We start from the raw sequence: 17,682 nt of genomic DNA on the forward strand, positions 1-17,682 counted from the left end.
GTCAGTCCTTCGTCGGGAGGATCGCCAGGGCGCGGTAGTTGAAGCCGTCCCGCGCGTCGAGCAGCCGGTAGGTGTGGCCGGCCGGGTCGAACCGGCCGGGGAAGAGCACGAGGAGCCGGCCGCGGATGTCGTCGGCGACGGCCTGCACCAGGCGGCTCACGCGCACGAACGGGTAGAGCGCCCCGACGCCGACGAGCGCGACGACCGTGTCCTCGCCGGTCCCGGGGTCGGTGAGCTCCGCGCGCAGGCCGGTGGCGACGTGCGCCTCGAACTCCTCGAGCACCGACGAGGTCAGGTCCGTCGGATCAGTGACGAACGCCTCGGCGTACTCGTGATGCGCAAGCCATCGGCCGAACGCGTCGGTCACGTCGTGAAGCACCCACGACCGACCGGACTGCCGAGTCGCGAGATCGAGCCGTCCGACCTGCGCGCGCATCCGGCGCTCGTCTCCCGGCGGATACGGCAGCATCCAGACGCGCTCCGCGGGCGAGATGCCCTGGCGCCACGGCAGCGTCAGCTCGCGGGAGTACGCGTCGACCCGCTGGGACGCATCACTCATTCCTTGTCCTTCCCTGCTCGCGCACGCACGAGCAGCACCGTCGGGTCGATCTCCAAGACCGATCCGGCGGACCGCACGTCGATGAGGCCGGCCCGGTGCGCGCCATCAAGTGCGTCGCGCCGCTCCTCGTCGGGCAGGTCGAGGACGGCGAACCAAGGCGTGTCGAGCAGGCCCGGTCCCCGGCGCCCCGCGACATATCCGAGGCAGACCGCGAACGCCGTTGCCGCTGGCCCGTTCGTCGCGCGTGCACGGGTCTTGACCCGCGCACCCGCCAGGTGGCCGGTCTGCGTCCACGAGGCCGCGACATTGCGACCCGCCTTGGCGTAGGTGTCTTCCGCGACGTCACGGCCGAACGCCGACTCGATCGCAGCGGCGAGGTCGGACGATGCGACGCGCGCACCCCGGTCCGCGCTTTCGACGGCCGGCCATGAGGCACGCAAGAACTCGTCCTGCGTCAGAGCGAGCAGCCCTGCGAGCAGAGGCAGCTCGTCCGGCGCGGAACCGTACAGCTCGCGCAGCAACCGGAATCCCGGCTCGTCGTCGAGGCCGTACAGCTCGCGCAGATGCCGGAGCACACGCAGCCGGCCCGTGTGGGTGGGGCGACCGAGGATGTTGAGCTCGACGATCGCGTGCGCGTACTCGTCGTACGACGACCCAGCAGGGACGAAGCGGAGGAGGTCGGACAGATACGGCAGCGAGATGGTGTGGCTCGACGTCGTGCGGCGGTGACCCAGTTCAAGGAGGTCGGGCGGCGTCATCGAGCGGGCTCCAGCGTCGCGGTGAGGCCATGTCGGCATGGCCATGTTGACATGGCTGACACTATCGCTGGCCGCAGACACGGTGGTCCGCGTGCCCTCAGTTCCACCCGCCGACGCCGACCTGTCGCGGGCCCTGGGTCACCGCCTGCGTGAGTTGCGCGAAGCAGCGGGCCACTCGCAGGAGAAGGTCGCGCAGGCCGCGGGCATCAGCCGCAACCACGTCCGGCTTATCTAGGCGGGTCTCTCCGACCGCCGGAGCCGCACACCGTGGAACCCCCACCTGTCGGTGCTCCTCGCGATGTGCGACGCCCTGGACGTCAGCGTCGTCGACCTGTTCTCCGGCGTCGACGAGATCGAGTACGACCCGCGCCCTCCCGGGCCGCGCGTGTGAGAAGAATCGGCCACGGCTCCTGGCCATTTCCTCTCACACGCAGGGTGGCTGCTCCTCGTGCCTGCGGGACGATCGGGGTGCTCGCCACTATCGTCGGGCTCGACCAGCGGTAACCGACGGACCTCCCCGCTCGTCTTGATGACGACGCGCCGGGACATGTCCCCGCCGCACGACCCTCGTGCTGCCCAGGGGACTTCCCGTGCCGACCGCCCGCTATCGCGGCGATGCCATCGCCCGCGCCACCGCCGACGACGACTCCGCCGTGGAACGCCACCTCGCGAGCCTGCTGACAGCGCAGGGCGTCCCGCCCGGCCCCTCGGAGCGGCGCTCGTGGCGCCGTTCGGTGCCCGCGCTCGCGCGGGACCTGACCGATGCGGGCCTGGTCAACGTGGAGGTGCTGCTCGAGCACCGGCTGCCGCTCAGCTCGAAGCGCACGGATGCCGTGCTCGCGGGGGTGCACCCGCGTACTGGCGAGCCGTCGTACGTCGTCGTCGAGCTCAAGCAGTGGACGCAGGCGCGGCGCTGGGAGGAGTCCACGACGCTCGTCGACGTCGCCGGTGCGCCGTACTGCCCGGTGCTGCACCCGGCCGTGCAGGTCGAGGACTATGTGCGGTACCTCGCAGACTTCGTGCGGGCACTCGAGGACGCGCCGCACACGATTACCGGGCTCGCCTACCTGCACAACGCGTCCGACGCGCCCGTCGCGGACCTGTTGACCGGTCCGAGCCCCGCACCCGTCTTCACCGGTCAGCGCCGCGGGCGGCTGCACGAGCACCTGCGCAGCGTGCTGTCGGTCGACGCGACCGGGGCACAGTCGGCGCAGGTCGCAGACGCGTTCCTGTCCTCGGCTGTCGGCCCGTCACGTCAGCTCCTCGGGGTGGCCGCCGACGAGATCCGCGACCGTGAGCAGTTCGTCCTCGTCGACGCGCAACGTGTCGCGTTCGAGCTGGTGCTGCGGGAGGTCGCCCAGGCGCGCCGGGCGGACAGCAAGTCGGTGGTGCTCGTGACCGGCGGGCCGGGGACCGGCAAGTCCGTGATCGCGTTGTCGCTGCTCGGCGAGCTCGCTCGCGAGGGCCGCACGGTGCTGCACGCGACCGGTTCCCGCTCGTTCACCCAGACGCTGCGCAAGGTCGCGGGTCGCGGTTCACCGCGCACCGCGAAGCTGTTCACCTACTTCAACGCGTTCATGGAGGCGGACCGCAACGGGCTCGACGTGCTGATCCTCGACGAGGCGCACCGCATCCGGGAGAAGTCCGTTCAGCGGTTCACGCCAGCGCGGCTGCGCGAGCGCGCCCGGCCGCAGGTCGACGAGCTGCTCGACGCCGCCCGCGTGCCCGTGTTCCTGCTCGACCAGCACCAGGTGGTGCGCCCGGGTGAGCTCGGGTCACCCGCGGACATCCGGGCCGCGGCCGCGCGGCGCGCGCTGCCGGTGCACGAGGTGCACCTGGACGCCCAGTTCCGCGCGGGTGGTTCGCAGGCGTACATCGACTGGGTGCTGCGGCTGCTGGGGCTTCGCGAGCCGGGCGTCGGTCCCGTGCCGTGGGTGGGTGACGCGGGTTTCGTCGTCGACGTGGTGGACTCCCCCGACGAGCTCGAGGGGCGGCTCGGCGCGTACCGCGACGCCGGGTACGGGGCACGCATGACCGTCGGGTACTGCTGGCCGTGGTCCGACCCCCGCTCGGACGGCTCACTGGTCCGACGTGCGCGTCGACGGCTGGTCGCGGCCGTGGAACCTGCGCGGTGACCGGGCGGTCGGCGGTGCGCCGCCCGCCACGCTGTGGGCCAGCGACCCGGCGGGGTTCGGGCAGGTCGGCTGCGTCTACACCGCACAGGGCTTGGAGTACGACTGGAACGGGGTGATCCTGGGGCCAGACCTCGTCTGGCGCGGTGCGCAGGGAGGTTGGTTCGCGCGGCGTGAGCACAACCGCGACCCGGACTTCCGTAGCCGCACCACCGTGTCCGACGACGAGTTCGCACACCTGGTCCGCAACGTCTACAAGGTCCTGCTCACGCGAGGCATGCGCGGCACCCTCATCCACTCCACGGATGCGGAGACACGCGACCTCCTGGGCTCGCTGGTGCATCCGGCCCGCTGACCGGCGCGTCGCCGTCCGCCCGGGACTGCGCACGGCGCCCATCCCGCCTCGCACGGCCCGTCACCTGCCCGCCTTGGTCCGCCCGCTCGACATCGCGTCGCCGGGTGGTCGGCGGCTACTGGGGCCTCGTCGGCAGCGTCGGCCGCGACTGCTCCAGGTTTGCTCCAAACAACTCCAAGCACTTGGAGCAAACTTCCGAGCACGGCTAGTCTGCCGACTGGCAGCGCACTCAACCACGGGAGGCTTCAATGAAGGTGCCCGCGGTTCCCCCGCCGCTCAACGTGCTCCTCGAGCACGGGGCCCGCACCGGACGGCTCCCCGCCGTGCTCGACGCCGACCCGCGGCCTCTCACGGACGAGTACGCCCCGTGGGACAAACTGCGCTTCCGCACACCACCTGACGGGCTCACGCACGACGAGTGGTGGCTCGCCGTCAGGCTGGCCCGGCACCAGGTCCAGCGCGAGCTGCCGACGCTGCGCGACGTCTCCGGCCGACCGTTCGTCTATGCACTGCCCGACGAGGTGCTGCGCCTGGTCGACGTCGTGAACCGGAACGCCTCGGGCTCGATCAGCGTCAGCGCACAGGTCACCAACCCCGCCACGCGCAACCGCTATGTGGTGTCCTCGCTCATCGAGGAGGCCATCACCTCGAGCCAGCTCGAGGGTGCCGCGACGAGCCGCCGGGTGGCGAAGGAGATGATCCGCTCGGGGCGCCCGCCGGTGGACCGCAGCGAGCGGATGATCCTGAACAACTACCGCGCGATGCAACGCGTCACCGAGCTGCGCGGTACCGAGCTGACGCCCGAGCTGGTGCTCGAGATCCACCGCATCGTGACCGATGGGACGCTGGACGACCCCGAGGCCGCGGGGCGGGTCCAGGACGACCAGGACCGTCGGGTGTCCGTGTGGGGGGACGGCGACCAGCTCCTGCACCGGCCGCCACCGGTCGAGCAGCTTCCCGCCCGCCTCGACGCACTGTGCGCGTTTGCGAACGACGACAGCGGGACCGCGTACCTCCCCCCGGTCCTGCGGGCCGTGGTCCTGCACTTCATGATGGGCTACGACCACTACTTCGAGGACGGCAACGGGCGCACGGCCCGAGCCATCTTCTACTGGAGCATGCTGCGCCAGGGGTTCTGGCTCGCGGAGTTCCTGACGATCTCGCAGATCCTCAAGGCTGCGCCGGCGCAGTACGCGCGTTCGTTCCTGCTGACCGAGCAGGACGGAGGCGATCTCACCTACTTCGCCCTCCACCAACTGGAGGTCCTGCACCGCGCCATCGACAACCTGCACCGTTACCTCGCCACGAAGGCCGAGGAGATGCAGGTGGCCCGACGCGACATCCGGACGATGCAGGGTCGGTTCAACCACCGACAGCTGGCCCTGCTCGAGCACGCTCTGCGTTCGCCGGGCGGCACGTACACGACGACCTCGCACGCCACGAGTCACGCCGTGACGATCGAGACGGCCCGCCAGGACCTGCACGCACTCGAGGACGCGGGGCTCATGGTCCGACGCCGCGAGGGCAAGCACTTTGCCTGGTCGGCCCCCGGCGACCTACCGGATCGCCTGCACCCCGCCGACTGAACTGCTCCAAACATCTGGTGCTGCTTGGACCAAACTTGGAGAACGGTGGCCCTGGCTCGTCGCGTCACGACCCGTTCGCCCGGCTATGAGCCATGCCTCGCGCGGCAGGATGTGCACGTGCTGACCATCGACGACATCGCCGCGTGGGACGCGGTCACCGCGTCGCGGGGCCGCGCGTACGCCCGCAGCGGGCGCGTCACGGTGCTGCGCTCGGGCCGCGGTCGGGTGGAGGCCGACGTCCAGGGCAGCGATCTGTACCGGGTCCACATCCGCCCTGACCTGCAGGACTACGCGTGCACCTGCCCTGTCGGCGGGTCGGGGGCACTGTGCAAGCATGTGGCGGCCGTCGTGGTCGTGCTCGCGGACGACGGGCAGGGGGCCCACGAGCCGGCGGAGTCCGACGAGATCACGGGCTGGCTCGACGCGCTCGACGCACCCGCGCTGCGTGCTCTGCTCGACGCGGCGCGCGACCAGCTGCCGGAGGTGGCGGACCTGCTCTCGCGCGCTTACGTGACGATCAGCGCCGACGTCGCACGGCTCGCCGCGGAGGTCGACGCGGTCCTGACGCCGCGTCGGTCGTTCTACGAGTACGGCGCCGCTCAGGCGTACGCCGACGCGGCGCTGGACCTCGTCGAGACCATCGAAGACGTCGCGGAGCGTTCAGCGACGCCTGAGCTGCTGAAGGCCGTGGAGCGCGCGTTGACGCTCGTGACGCGGGCGGCGTTGCGCAGCGACACGTCGTCGGGCGGCCACGGAATGGTGGTCGACCGGTTGCTGGCGGTCCATGCGCGGGTGGCGAACGCGCCGGGCGTGATGGTGTCGGCCAAGGACCGCAAACGTGTGGCGACCTGGTTGTTCCGATTCCGGTTCGACGGGAAGCAGGACGACTTCGACCCGGAGGTCGACCGGTACGCCGACGCCCTGGGCGCTGACGGCGTGTCCGAGTACCGCCGGTTGGTCGACGGCGCGGACGCATCCGGCACCGACGAGTTCGCGGTGCTGCACGCGCGCCAGAGGCTCGCGGTGCTGGACCGGGACGTCGACGCGATCGTCGCGACCTTCGGGCGCGGGCTGCCCGGGCAGGCGGCCGCGGTGGAGGTGGTCAGGGGTCTCGACGACGCCGGATTCTCCGCGGAGGCAGTCGCACACGCTCGGCGGGGCCTGGCGATGCCCGCCGGCCACCTGCACGCGCGGCTCGTCGACCGGGCCGTGCGCGGCGCGCTCGAGGCGGGCGCCGTGAGCGAGGCGGTCGAGATGCGCGCGGCACACCTGCAGCGGCAACCGAGCGCGACGACGTTCCTGGCGCTGCGGGACCAGGCTCGAGCCGCAGGGACGTGGGCGGCGCATGAGTCCGAGGCCGAGGAGCTGCTGCGCGGCGCCGACCCCGCAGGGTTGCTGTCGGTCCTGCTTCGTGACGGCCGCGACGACGAGGCGTGGGCGCTCGCCACCGCGGATCCGCACGCCGCACGGCACGACTGGCCGCAGCTGTGCCGCCTGCGCGCGCGGACGCATCCCGGTGAGACGCTGCCCCACTACCGCAGGATCGTCACCGAGGTCCTGAGCACGACAGGCCCGAAGAGCTACGCCGCGGCGGCGCGGCTGCTCGTCGCGATGCGCACCGCGGCTCAGGACGCGGGCCTTCGTGATGAGTTCGTGGACTTCATGGTCGAGGTGGTCGAGACGAACCGGCGCCGCCCGACGTGCATCGACCGGTTCGTCAGCGCAGGCTTGGTCACGCGCGACCGGACGGTGCGCCTGAGCTGAGTTTCCGAAACGATTCGGCCCGTTGTCGCACACTCGTCGGCTCCGCAGCCTGTACGGACACCGCCCCAGCCGGTGTAGCTGACCCTGCGGCGAGGACGCCGCGCACACGAACGAGGGTGATCCGACATGACACGGCACCGCACCATCCTCCGGACCGGGCGCGGCCTCGCCGCGGTCGTCGCCGGAGCCATCGCACTGGCCGTCATCCCGAGCGCCGCGCAGGCGCACGGCGGCCTCACCGACCCGCCGACCCGCACGTGGGCCTGCTACCAGGACGGCCTGGCCGGCGGCGCCGCGGCCGGCGAGGCCGGCAACATCAAGCCGCGCAACGCCGCGTGCGTCAACGCCTTCACCAACGAGGGCAACTACTCGTTCTACAACTGGTACGGCAACCTGCTCGGCACCATCGCGGGCCGCCACGAGACGATCCCCGACGGCAAGCTGTGCGGCCCGGACGCGAAGTTCGCCTCCTACAACACGCCGTCCTCCGCGTGGCCGACGACGAGCGTGAAGCCCGGCCAGCAGCTCACCTTCAAGTACGCGGCCGTCGCCCGGCACCCCGGCTACTTCACGACCTGGGTGACGAAGGACGGCTGGAACCCGTCCGAGCCGATCGGCTGGGACGACCTCGAGCCTGCGCCGTTCGACCGCGTGCTCAACCCGCCGCTGCGCGAGGGCGGGGTCGCCGGACCCGAGTACTACTGGGACGTGAAGCTGCCGACGAACAAGACCGGCAAGCACGTGCTGTTCAACATCTGGGAGCGCACGGACAGCCCGGAGTCGTTCTACAACTGCGTCGACGTCGACTTCAGCGGCACGACCTCCACGCCGACGCCTACTCCGACGCCCACCCCGACGCCGACGCCGACCCCCACGCCCACCCTGACCCCGACGCCGGGTCCGACCGGCACGCCGAACACGAGCCCGTCGCCCACCCCGACCCCGACCGTCACGACGCCCGCGCCGACCGACGGCCAGTGCGAGATCGAGGTCGACGTCTCCAACGCGTGGCCGGGCGGGTTCCAGGGCACGGTCACCGCGTTCAACGCGACGATGCAGCCCGTCAACGGCTGGACGGTGACGTGGACGTTCGCCAACGGTGAGACCGTGCAGCAGGCGTGGAACGCGAACGCCACCCAGTCGGGCTCGGTCGTCACCGCCAAGAACGTCGCGTGGAACGCGACGATCGCGCACCACAACGCGGTGTCGTTCGGCTTCATCGGCTCGGGCACGCCCGCCCCGGTCAAGGCGGCGACCCTCAACGGAGCCAGCTGCATCATCCGCTGACCCGCACGCACCACGGCAACTCGCGAGGTCGTGCGTCTCTCGTCAGGTCGCGCAGTCAACCGCGCGACTCCGCGAGAGACGCACGACTCCGCGAGAGACGCACGCCCCGGTCGGTCCGGGGCCGCAGGTGGCGCGGGGAAGGACGACGAGACCGGGACACCGCCCGCGGTGATCTGTCGGATCACCTGCGCCCGGCACCACGTCAGACATGCGTAGTACATTTGCTTCGTGTCGACCGTCACCAAGCGCGAGCTCAACCAGCACACCGCGCAGGTGCTCGAGCAGGTCACGCCCACCCACGAGGTCGTCGTGACCGAGCGCGGCGAGCCCCGCTGGCGTGTCACCGCCTACACCGAGCCCGCCGCGGGACTGTCCCGGCTCATCCGCGAGGGCCGGTACACGCCGCCGTCGGCGTCACCCGCTCCTTGGCACGACGGTGGCCCCGAATACACGCACGCGCAGGTGGACGCTCTGCTCGACGAGCTGAAGGGCGAACACTGACGTGTCGCTCGTGTACCTGGACTCCTCGGTCGCGCTGCGGACCATCCTGGGAGTACCCGAGCGCGCCCGCCTGCGGTCATGGCTCGACACCCCCGGGTACACGTTCGTCTCGTCGCGGTTGCTGCGCACCGAGGTGGTCCGGGTGCTGCGCCGCGAACGTCGCCCGCTCGTCGAGGGCGCTCCGCTGCTCGACCGGGTCGGCATCCTGGAGATGACCGCTCAGACCTTCGTCGTCGCCGAGTCCATCCAGTCGCACATCAAGACCCTCGACGCCCTGCACCTCGCGACCGCGCTGCTGATCGGCGAGCCCGTCACGGTGGCGAGCCACGACGCGACCATGAGGTCCGTCGCGGCCGAGCTCGGCCTCCCGGTGACCGACCCGGTCGAGCGGTAGCCGACGACGAGCGGCGTGAAGCCGGGTCACATGCCGTCGGGGCGGCGCTTCTGGGGGTAGACGGTGCGGCCCTCGGCGAGGTCGGCGACGAACGCCTCGATGCGCCGGGCCCGGGTCTCGGGCCGCTTGGCCTGGGTGACGCGCAGCAGGACCGCGAAGCGGTTCGCCGAGGTCAGCGCGTCGAACCAGGCGCGCGCGGCGGGCACGCCCTCGAGAGCCGCCGCGAGGTCGTCGGGCACCTCGATGCGGGCCGGGCCGTGGTAGGCGGCGTCCCAGCGGCCGTCCGCCTGCGCGGCCGCGACCTGGGCGCGGCCCGCGTCGCGCATGCGTCCCTCGCGCTCGAGCCGCGCGATGCGCTCGACGTTCACCGCCGACCAGACGCTGCGGGGGCGGCGCGGGGTCATGCGCAGGAGGCTGCTCTGCTCGTCGCGGCTGCGTCGCTGCCCGTCGATCCAGCCGAAGCACAGCGCCTCGTCGACGGCCTGGTCGTACGTCAGCTCGGTGACCGTGCCGCCCTTCTTGTGCGTCACGAGCCAGACGCCGGTCGTCTGCGTGTGGTGCTCGGCGAGCCACGCCCGCCAGGCGACGGCATCGGGGAGCAGCAGCACAGGGAGTTCGTCAGCCACCCCCCAACCCTCCCGCCCCCCACCCACATCCCCACCGCGAAAGTCGCGCGTCTCTCGCGGAGTCGTGCGTTTCTCGGTAGGCCGTGCAGATGAACGCACGACTGACCGAGAAACGCACGACCTAGCGAGGAACGCGCGACCCGGCGGGGCGGAAGCGGCGGGGTCAGCGGGTGAGGGTGCGGAGGACCTCTTCGGCGCGGTCGTCGCGGCCCGCGGCGCGGAGCACCGAGACGAGGGCCGAGGCCGCCTCGCCGCGAGGAGCGGCCTGGTGCGCGATCGAGAAGCCCTCGACCGCGGACTCCAGGTTCCACACCGCGTCGTCGACCTGGCCCAGGCCGTCGTGCAGGCGGCCCGCGAGCCAGAACGCGTGCGCGGCGTCGGCGACGTGCCCGGCACCGGCGTACGCCTCCGCGGCGCGGGTGGCGCGTGCGGCGGCCTCGGCGGCGCGCTCGGGGCCCGTGGACGCCAGGACCCGGGCCGCCGTGTCGTCGAGGTCGGCGCGCGCCCGGCGCCGGACCGCCTCGCGGCGCTCGGCCAGGCCCGCCCCGGCGACCTCGGCACCGGTGTCCGCGGGCGCGCCCGTGTCGGCGCCGGCCACGTCCGACGCGTCGAGCTCCGCGAGCAGCGCGTCGACGGCCGCGAGGACGGCCTGCGCGTCGCCGGTCGCGGCCGCGACGGGCGCCCACGCGACGACAACGGTCGTGACCACCTCGACGCCCACTCCCCCGGCACGCATCCGGGCCACCGCGGCGGGGTAGGTGGCGGCGGCGCCCTCGTCGTCGCCCGCCTCCTGCGCGCAGCGCGCGGCCTCGGCCAGCGCGAGCCCCGAGTCGGCCAGACGGCCGGCGGCCTCGGCGGACGCGGACTCCTCGAGCCACACGGCGGCGGCCGCGACGAGGTCGCCCTCGCGGACGAGCCGCTCGGCACGGTCCGGGCCGGACTCGACGGCGGTGACGAGCCCGGAGCCGTCGAGCAGACCGCCGGGCAGCGACGTGGGGTCGGCGCCGAGCGGACCGGCGCCCGCGTCGGTCAGGACGACCTCGGGGGCGGGCCGGACGGGCCGCGCCGCCGCGCCCGTCGGGATGACCGCGAGGTCGAGCGTCACGTCGGCGGGTCGGGTCTCGCGGGCCTCGGCGAGCCGCCGGGCGAACCGGTCGGTGCCGTTGCGCGCGTCGAACGCCGCCGCGAGCGCGGCCGCCTCCGTGACGCACCACGCGTGCAGCCCGGCGACGTCGGACGCGGCCACGCCCTCGAACGCGACCGGCTCCGCACCGGCCCCGGGCAGCAGGGCCGCGGTGCCGGCCACGACGTCGGTGAGGAAGTCGAACCGGGCGTTCGGGGTGTCCGCCGCGAGCAGCAGGTGCGCGTCCTCGGTCAGGGCACGCAGCGCGCGGCGGGTCTGGCCGCCGCGCGCCAGCAGGACGAACCGTGCGCCGCGGGCGCCGGTCATGTCGGACGGCGAGCCCGCGAGCGCCGCGACGGCGCGCCGGTGCGCGGCGACGGCCTCGTCGGCCCTGCCCGCGTCGAGGTGCACGAGCGCGAGCGTCGAGAGCATGTCGGCCGGCTCGGTCGCGCACGTGACACCCGAGTCCAGGGTCTGCTGGATGAGCCGCACGGCCTCGTCGTGGTCGCCGCGCGCGACGAGGTACGACGCGCGGTCACCGGGGTCGCACGCGCGGCACTGCGAGTAGTCGTCGCGCGGTGTGCGGACCCACTCCTCGTAGAGCGCGTCGACGTCGTCGGAGCCGCGCAGGCGCGCCCACCCGAACGCCTCGAACGCGACGGCGTCCCTCCCGAGGCCCGCGAGCGCGTAGCGGCGCTCCATGTCGGCGAGCGTCGCCTCGATCTGCTCCGCGGGGATGTCGGGGAAGTCCGACAGGTGCCCGACCATCCACTTGAACGACCAGAACAACCCGTGGGTGTCCTCGGCGTCGAAGTGCTCCGGGTGCTCGTCGTACCAGCGCACGGCCTTGGTGAACGGCAGGTACGCGCGCTCGACCTCGCCGCCCCAGACGAACGACTCGACGAGCACGTTGAGCGCGTACGCGCGGACCTCGTCGGGCCCCTCGGCCTCGACCAGCCGCACCTGCTGCTCGGCGGCCTGCGTGCGGGCGATGCCGTACGGCATCTTGCGCACGCGGGAGATCTCCCGGTTCGCCTCGTCGGTCGAGCGCGTCACACGTCCTCCTGGGTCTCGTCGGGCAGGGCGGCACCGGGCCGCGTCAGCCCCGCCTCGAGCAGCACGCTCATGGCGTCGTTCATCAGCTCGGCCTCACGCGCGCGCAGCGGCTCGCCCGCGAGCAGCACGGCGGTGACGTACATCGACCGGACGCCCGCGGCGAGCACCGGGTCGGCCGGGTCGGCGGCGAGCAGCCGCCGCACGGTGGGGTTCGCGTCGTTCACGACGAGCCGGCGGGCGGGCTCGTCCTCGCCGCTGACGAAGCCCGCGAGGACGCCGCCCCACAGGTCGTCCTGCGCGGCGACGGTGCGACGCACGTCCTGCTGGTGCTCGCCGTCGCGGTCCTGCAGGAGCACCGCGGGGACCTCGGCGGGCTCGAAGCTGCGCAGGACGAGCGCGCAGTCGAGCGGCCGGACCACCGCGGCGGCGGCCTGCACCTGGTCGAGCACCTCGAGCTCTCGGTGCGGCTCGACGGCGCCGAGCACCTGCGCGACGTCCTGCGCGCGCAGCTCACGGACCTGCCAGCCGGGGCGCAGCGCGAGCCGGGCGAGCAGCTCGTCGTCGTACACGTAGCCCGCGTTGACGACCGTCATGCCCTGTGCGCGCGCGACGGGGGCGACGCGGCGGAAGTCCTCGACGCGCGTGGTGTGCAGCACCTCGCCGACGTCCGTGCGGACCTGCGCGAGGGTCGTCGCGCCGTCGGTGGTCTCGAACGGCAGGACCTGCGCGACGAGGTCCAGCACCTCGTCGTCCGTGGTCGCGAGCGAGCGCAGCGCGAGGTGGTGGGTGGAGACGATGCGTCGGGTCGTCGCGGGCGGCATGCCCGCGGCGGCGGTGAGGTAGGGGTCCGACGAGCCCGCGAGGCCGGTCGACGACGCCGTCAGGGCCGCGACGGTCCACGCGCGCACCTGGGCGGCGAGCGCCTCCTGGGTCGCGAGCAGCAGCTCGTCGCCGTAGAGCTGCTCGCGTGACGCGGTGGGGCGCAGCACGCTCGTGTCGACCACGCACCGGACGAAGAACGCCCACTCGGGCAGCAGGTCGTCGACGTGCGTGCCGAGCAGCATGCGCTTGAGGTAGACGCGGTGGCGGCTGCCGGCCCCGGGCGGGACCGCGGTGGGCAGCACGAACGCGACCCCGGTGAGCCCGGCCAGGGGCACCGACAGGTCGATGTGCGCGAGCGGCGTGAAGCCCAGCGTCCGCTCGCAGTACGCCGCGAGCGCGGCGGTGCGCGCGGCCTCGTCGGGGTAGGTCGCGAGCCACGGCAGGGACGGCTCGGAGACCCGCCGCCACGCGGTGGCGGGCGCGCCGCCCGTGACGTCGGGCAACGGCACCTCGACCGCGACGTCCACGGGCAGCAGGCTGCCGAACTCCTGGGCGAGGGCGACCACCGTGTCGGCCGACAGCCAGTGCTCGGCGTCGCGGCGCGCGCGCAGCCGCACGGTCGACCCGGCGGGCACGTCCGCGTCGCGCGGCAGCACCGTCAGGTCGTAGCGGCCGCCGGCGTACCCCACCCAGCGCACGGGCGGCTCGTCGGTCTCGACCGCGGAGCGGGAGACGAGCTCGATCTCGTCGGCCACCATGAACGCGGACAGCAGGCCGATGCCGAACTGCCCGAGGAACTCCTCGCGGCCCAGCCCGAGGTCGAGGTCACGCTTCGACGAGCGGCCGACGGTCGCCAGCAGCTCGGTCGCCTGCGCGGGCGTGAGCCCGATCCCGGTGTCCGTGACCTCGAGCGTGCCGCCCGGCCCGGGGCGCAGCCGCACCCGGGCCGGGGCGTCCGCGTCGTGCAGGCGCCGGGCCGTGATCGCGTCGACGCCGTTCTGCAGCAGCTCGCGCACGTAGACGCGCGGGCCGGAGTACAGGTGCCGGGCGAGCAGGTCGACCACGCCGCGCAGGTCGACCTGGAAGGCACGACCCGCGGCGGTGAGGTCCTCGCTCACGCGCCGCCCTGCTCCTGCTCGGCCGCCTCCTGCTGGGCCCGCGCGGCCGCGGCCTGCTCGGGGTACTTCTCGTCGAGGTGCTCGAACAGCTGCAGGCTCGTCGAGATCGCGCACGCGAGGTGCAGGTCGACCTGCGCGTCGCTCACGCCGTGCTCGTAGTCGACGGTGTGCTCCGCGTAGACGCCGAGCACGTCGTCCTCGACGCGCACGTACCCCTTGGGCCACAGCCGGTCCGCGTTCCACGCGTTGACGACGCGCGTGACCTCGTCGAGGTGCTCGACGCCGATCACCCGGTTCCAGCGGCCGCGGGTCTGCAGGTACTCGCCCTTCTGGCCCAGGACGAAGAAGTAGAACAGGTGGCCGTCCCAGACGCCGCCGACGTCACCGTCGTCGTCGATGCCGTAGTTCAGCTCGCGCGCGTCGAGGCTCGCGGTGATCCGGTCGCGGCTGAGCGGCGCGAGGCCCTCCTGCGGTCCCGTGACGTCCTTGGTGAAGAAACCCATGATCTCCCCGCTCTGCCGGGCCGCCGCGCCGGGTGCGCTGGTCGTCGAGCCCGGGACGAGCCTAGACAACCCGGGCGGCGTCCGGACGTGGTGGTCCAGGACCCGGCCGCGCACCGCGTCCGGCGACCTCACAGCAGGCCCGTGGGCGCTGTGCGTCCACGTGGGCCGTACGGCCCGATAAGCACGACCCCCGTCGTCGAAAATGGCCGCATGAGGGAGCAGCAGGAGCCCGGGCGCGTGGTCGTCGTCGGGGCCGGGATGGTGGCGCACCGGTTCGCGGAGCAGATGGTCGCGCGCGGCGGGGGGTGGCAGCTGACGGTCGTCGGCGACGAGCCGTACGCGCCGTACGACCGCGTCCACCTGTCCGACGCGATCACGGGCGCGAGCGTCGAGGACCTCACGCTCGACCCGTCGGTGTGGGACGACGAGCGCGTCGAGCTCGTCACGGGCGACGCGGTCGCGACCCTCGACCGCGACGCGCAGACCGTCACGACGCGCTCGGGCCGGGTCGTCGCGTACGACGACCTGGTGCTCGCGACCGGCTCGTGGCCGTGGGTGCCGCGCACCGACGGCGCCGACCTGCCCGGCGTCCTGGCGTACCGCACGCTCGACGACATCAACGCCATCACCGGTTGGGTCGCGCGCCGCCGCGCGGAGCTCGGCCGCCCGGTCCGGGGCGTCGTCGTGGGCGGTGGGGTGCTCGGGCTCGAGGCCGCCGCCGCGCTGCAGAACCTGGGCGCGAGCGCGACGGTCGTCGAGTTCGCGGACCGGCTCATGGCGGTGCAGCTCGACGCGGGCGGCGGCGAGGCGCTGCGCGTCCTGGTCCGGGACACGGGCATCGACGTGCGCACGACGACCGCGGCGTCCCGTGTGCTCGCCGGGCCGGACGGCACGGTCGCCTCGCTCGAGCTGTCGACCGGCGAGGTGCTGGACGCGGACGTCGTGGTGTTCTCCACCGGCATCCGCCCGCGCGACCGCCTCGCGCGCGAGTCGGGGCTGGGCATCGGCGAGCGCGGTGGCGTGCTCGTCGGCCCGACGTGCCGCTCGTCCGACCCGCGCGTGTGGGCGATCGGCGAGTGCGCGTCGCACGACGGCGAGTGCGCGGGCCTCGTCGCGCCGGGCAACACGATGGCGGACGTGGTCGTCGACCAGCTGTTCGGCGGCACGACGACGTACGAGCGGCCCGCGGACGGCACCAAGCTCAAGGGTGTGGGCGTCGAGGCCGCGAGCTTCGGCGACGTGCTCGCCCTGACCCCCGGCGCGCTCGAGGTGACGTTCGCGGACCCCGTCGCGCGCACGTACCGCAAGCTCGTGGTGTCCGACGACGCGCGCACGCTGCTCGGCGGCGTGTTCGTCGGCGACATCGCGCTGTACTCGTCGCTGCGCCCACTGCTGGGCCGCGCGCTCGGCGCCGACCCGTCCGCGTTCCTCGCGCCCGAGGGCGGTGCGCCCGCGACGCTCGACGTGCCCGACGACGTCGTGGTCTGCTCGTGCGCCAACGTCACCGCCGGCACGATCCGCGGCGCGGTCACCGAGCACGGCTGCCGCTCGGTCGGCGAGGTCAAGACGTGCACGCGTGCCGGCACGGTCTGCGGCTCGTGCGTGCCGATGGTGACGACGATCGTCAACCGCTCGCTCGAGCAGGCGGGCGTCGCGGTGTCGAACGCGATGTGCGAGCACTTCGCGATGCCGCGCGCCGAGCTGTTCGCGCTGGTGCGCGCGGGCGCGGAGCGGACCTTCAGCGAGATCGTGGCGGCGCACGGCACGGGCCGCGGCTGCGCGATCTGCCGGCCCGTGGTCGCCTCGATCCTGTCCTCGCTCGGCGTGGGGCACGTGCTGCAGCCCGACCAGGCGGCGCTGCAGGACACCAACGACCACCTGCTGGCGAACCTCCAGAAGGACGGCACGTACTCCGTGGTGCCGCGCATGCCGGGCGGTGAGGTCACGCCCGACAAGCTGCTCGCGTTCGCGCAGGTCGCCGCGGACTTCGGGCTGTTCACGCGCGTCACCGGCGCGCAGCGGCTCGGCATGTTCGGCGCGCGCCAGGACCAGCTCCCGGAGATCTGGCGGCGGCTGGTGGAGGCGGGCTTCGAGTCCGGGCAGGCGTACGGCAAGTCGCTGCGAGCGGTCAAGACGTGCGTGGGCTCGACGTGGTGCCGGTTCGGCGTGCAGGACTCGTCGTCCATGGCCGTGCGGCTCGAGCTGCGCTACCGCGGGCTGCGCAGCCCGCACAAGTTCAAGGTCGGCGTCTCGGGCTGCGCGCGCGAGTGCGCCGAGGCGCGCGGCAAGGACGTGGGCGTCATCGCGACCGCGCAGGGCTGGAACGTGTACGTGGGCGGCAACGGCGGGTTCACGCCCCGGCACGCCGAGCTCCTCGCGGAGGACCTCGACGACGACACGCTCGTGCGCGTGATCGACCGGTTCCTCGCCCTGTACATCCGCTCCGCCGACCGCCTCCAGCGCACCGCGCCGTGGGTCGCGGCGTACCCGGGCGGCATGGCGGCGCTGCGCGCCGTCGTCGTCGAGGACCGCGACGGCGTCGCGGCCGAGCTCGAGGCCGAGATCGAGCGGCACGTCGCCGGGTACGTCGACGAGTGGCGCGCGACCCTCGACGACCCCGCGAAGGTCGCGCAGTTCACGCCCTACCTCAACGCGCCCGAGCGCACGGACCCCGACCTCGCGTACGTCCCGCGCCGCGGGCAGCGGGTGCCGCTGCCGCTCGAGGTCGTGGCCGCGCCGCCGGAGGGCCGGGCGACGACCGCCGTGGCCGAGCGGGTGTGCACGCTCGACGCCCTCACGCCGGAGCGGGGCGCGGGCGTGCTGGTGGGCGGGTCCGTGCCCGTCGCGGTGTTCCGTCTGGCCGACGACCGCGTGCTCGCGGTGCAGCAGCGTGACCCGTTCAGCGGCGCGAACGTCCTGTCCCGCGGCATCGTCGGGGACCGCGGTGGGCGGCCCACGCTCACCTCGCCCATGCACAAGCAGGTGTGGGACCTCGAGACCGGGCAGTGCCTGGACCCGGTCGGCAAGGACCCGCAGGACCTGCGGGTCTACCGCGTGACCGTCGACGGGGGCGACGTGCTGCTCGGCTCGTGACGCGG

Annotated in this window: 15 protein-coding genes; 9 read left to right on the forward strand and 6 right to left on the reverse strand. The window is 73.4% G+C overall.

Annotation, left to right across the window (positions count from 1 at the left end; genetic code table 11):
* Position 1 precedes the first annotated feature (1 nt).
* Both CBP52_RS11050 and CBP52_RS11055 read right to left on the reverse strand, forming a co-directional pair.
* Complete coding sequence (locus CBP52_RS11050) at positions 2 to 559, reverse strand: BREX protein BrxB domain-containing protein (RefSeq protein WP_094180989.1); 558 nt, start codon at positions 557 to 559, stop codon at positions 2 to 4.
* Positions 556 to 1,317 carry a hypothetical protein gene (locus tag CBP52_RS11055; protein WP_094180990.1) on the reverse strand — a complete coding sequence of 254 codons (762 nt, stop codon included), beginning with the start codon at positions 1,315 to 1,317 and terminating at the stop codon, positions 556 to 558. Before CBP52_RS11055 ends, CBP52_RS11050 begins: the two co-directional genes overlap by 4 nt.
* Positions 1,318 to 1,408: 91 nt before the next feature.
* Here CBP52_RS11055 and CBP52_RS11060 point away from each other — a divergent pair, with 91 nt between their 5' ends.
* From CBP52_RS11060 to CBP52_RS11090, 8 genes are all read left to right on the forward strand, one after another.
* A complete protein-coding gene (locus tag CBP52_RS11060; RefSeq protein ID WP_198303436.1) occupies positions 1,409 to 1,552 on the forward strand; it encodes a helix-turn-helix transcriptional regulator in 144 nt (47 codons plus the stop codon).
* Between the two features lie 418 nt (positions 1,553 to 1,970).
* Positions 1,971 to 3,452 (forward strand): DNA/RNA helicase domain-containing protein, encoded by a 1,482-nt coding sequence (locus CBP52_RS18505; RefSeq protein ID WP_255407171.1) that lies wholly within the window; start codon positions 1,971 to 1,973, stop codon positions 3,450 to 3,452.
* Positions 3,409 to 3,804, forward strand: coding sequence for a DNA/RNA helicase domain-containing protein (locus CBP52_RS18510; protein WP_255407172.1), 396 nt, complete (start codon positions 3,409 to 3,411; stop codon positions 3,802 to 3,804). Before CBP52_RS18505 ends, CBP52_RS18510 begins: the two co-directional genes overlap by 44 nt.
* Before the next feature lie 248 nt (positions 3,805 to 4,052).
* Entirely contained in the window at positions 4,053 to 5,390 is a 1,338-nt protein-coding gene (locus CBP52_RS11070) for a Fic family protein (RefSeq protein WP_094180992.1), read from the forward strand.
* Between the two features lie 117 nt (positions 5,391 to 5,507).
* Positions 5,508 to 7,154: an SWIM zinc finger domain-containing protein gene (locus CBP52_RS11075; RefSeq protein WP_157732582.1), complete on the forward strand. Its 1,647-nt coding sequence runs from the start codon at positions 5,508 to 5,510 to the stop codon at positions 7,152 to 7,154.
* Between the two features lie 126 nt (positions 7,155 to 7,280).
* Complete coding sequence (locus tag CBP52_RS11080; RefSeq protein WP_094180994.1) at positions 7,281 to 8,441, forward strand: lytic polysaccharide monooxygenase; 1,161 nt, start codon at positions 7,281 to 7,283, stop codon at positions 8,439 to 8,441.
* Positions 8,442 to 8,669: 228 nt separating this feature from the next.
* Positions 8,670 to 8,942, forward strand: a complete 273-nt coding sequence (locus tag CBP52_RS11085) for a type II toxin-antitoxin system Phd/YefM family antitoxin (protein WP_094180995.1) — start codon at positions 8,670 to 8,672, stop codon at positions 8,940 to 8,942.
* A 1-nt stretch (position 8,943) separates the two neighbouring features.
* A complete protein-coding gene (locus tag CBP52_RS11090) occupies positions 8,944 to 9,336 on the forward strand; it encodes a PIN domain-containing protein (RefSeq protein WP_094180996.1) in 393 nt (130 codons plus the stop codon).
* 26 nt (positions 9,337 to 9,362) lie between these two features.
* On the opposite strand, the gene CBP52_RS11095 is transcribed toward CBP52_RS11090, so the two are convergent.
* The 4 genes from CBP52_RS11095 to CBP52_RS11110 all read right to left on the reverse strand — a co-directional run bounded on the left by CBP52_RS11095 (position 9,363) and on the right by CBP52_RS11110 (position 14,653).
* Positions 9,363 to 9,962 (reverse strand): YdeI family protein, encoded by a 600-nt coding sequence (locus CBP52_RS11095; RefSeq protein ID WP_094180997.1) that lies wholly within the window; start codon positions 9,960 to 9,962, stop codon positions 9,363 to 9,365.
* 163 nt (positions 9,963 to 10,125) lie between these two features.
* Complete coding sequence (locus CBP52_RS11100) at positions 10,126 to 12,141, reverse strand: hypothetical protein (RefSeq protein WP_094180998.1); 2,016 nt, start codon at positions 12,139 to 12,141, stop codon at positions 10,126 to 10,128.
* Positions 12,138 to 14,081 carry an HSP90 family protein gene (locus CBP52_RS11105; protein ID WP_094180999.1) on the reverse strand — a complete coding sequence of 648 codons (1,944 nt, stop codon included), beginning with the start codon at positions 14,079 to 14,081 and terminating at the stop codon, positions 12,138 to 12,140. Before CBP52_RS11105 ends, CBP52_RS11100 begins: the two co-directional genes overlap by 4 nt.
* The gene (locus tag CBP52_RS11110) at positions 14,078 to 14,653 is read right to left on the reverse strand and encodes a YbjN domain-containing protein (RefSeq protein ID WP_232514453.1); all 576 of its coding nucleotides are present in this window, start codon (positions 14,651 to 14,653) and stop codon (positions 14,078 to 14,080) included. Before CBP52_RS11110 ends, CBP52_RS11105 begins: the two co-directional genes overlap by 4 nt.
* 141 nt (positions 14,654 to 14,794) lie before the next feature.
* Between CBP52_RS11110 and nirB the strand changes: the two genes are divergently transcribed.
* Positions 14,795 to 17,677, forward strand: a complete 2,883-nt coding sequence (nirB, locus tag CBP52_RS11115) for a nitrite reductase large subunit NirB (RefSeq protein WP_094181001.1) — start codon at positions 14,795 to 14,797, stop codon at positions 17,675 to 17,677.
* The last annotated feature ends 5 nt before the right edge of the window (positions 17,678 to 17,682 follow it).

This window comes from Cellulomonas sp. PSBB021 (genome assembly GCF_002240455.1).
GTDB classification, from domain to species: Bacteria; Actinomycetota; Actinomycetes; order Actinomycetales; family Cellulomonadaceae; genus Cellulomonas; species Cellulomonas uda.

What these genes read in the sequence shown, in the direction of transcription:
- CBP52_RS11050 (WP_094180989.1), bottom strand. Translation starts at nt 559, where the DNA reads ATGAGTGATGCGTCCCAGCGGGTCGACGCGTACTCCCGCGAGCTGACG.
- CBP52_RS11055 (WP_094180990.1), bottom strand. Translation starts at nt 1,317, where the DNA reads ATGACGCCGCCCGACCTCCTTGAACTGGGTCACCGCCGCACGACGTCG.
- CBP52_RS11070 (WP_094180992.1), top strand. Translation starts at nt 4,053, where the DNA reads ATGAAGGTGCCCGCGGTTCCCCCGCCGCTCAACGTGCTCCTCGAGCAC.
- CBP52_RS11080 (WP_094180994.1), top strand. Translation starts at nt 7,281, where the DNA reads ATGACACGGCACCGCACCATCCTCCGGACCGGGCGCGGCCTCGCCGCG.
- nirB (WP_094181001.1), top strand. Translation starts at nt 14,795, where the DNA reads ATGAGGGAGCAGCAGGAGCCCGGGCGCGTGGTCGTCGTCGGGGCCGGG.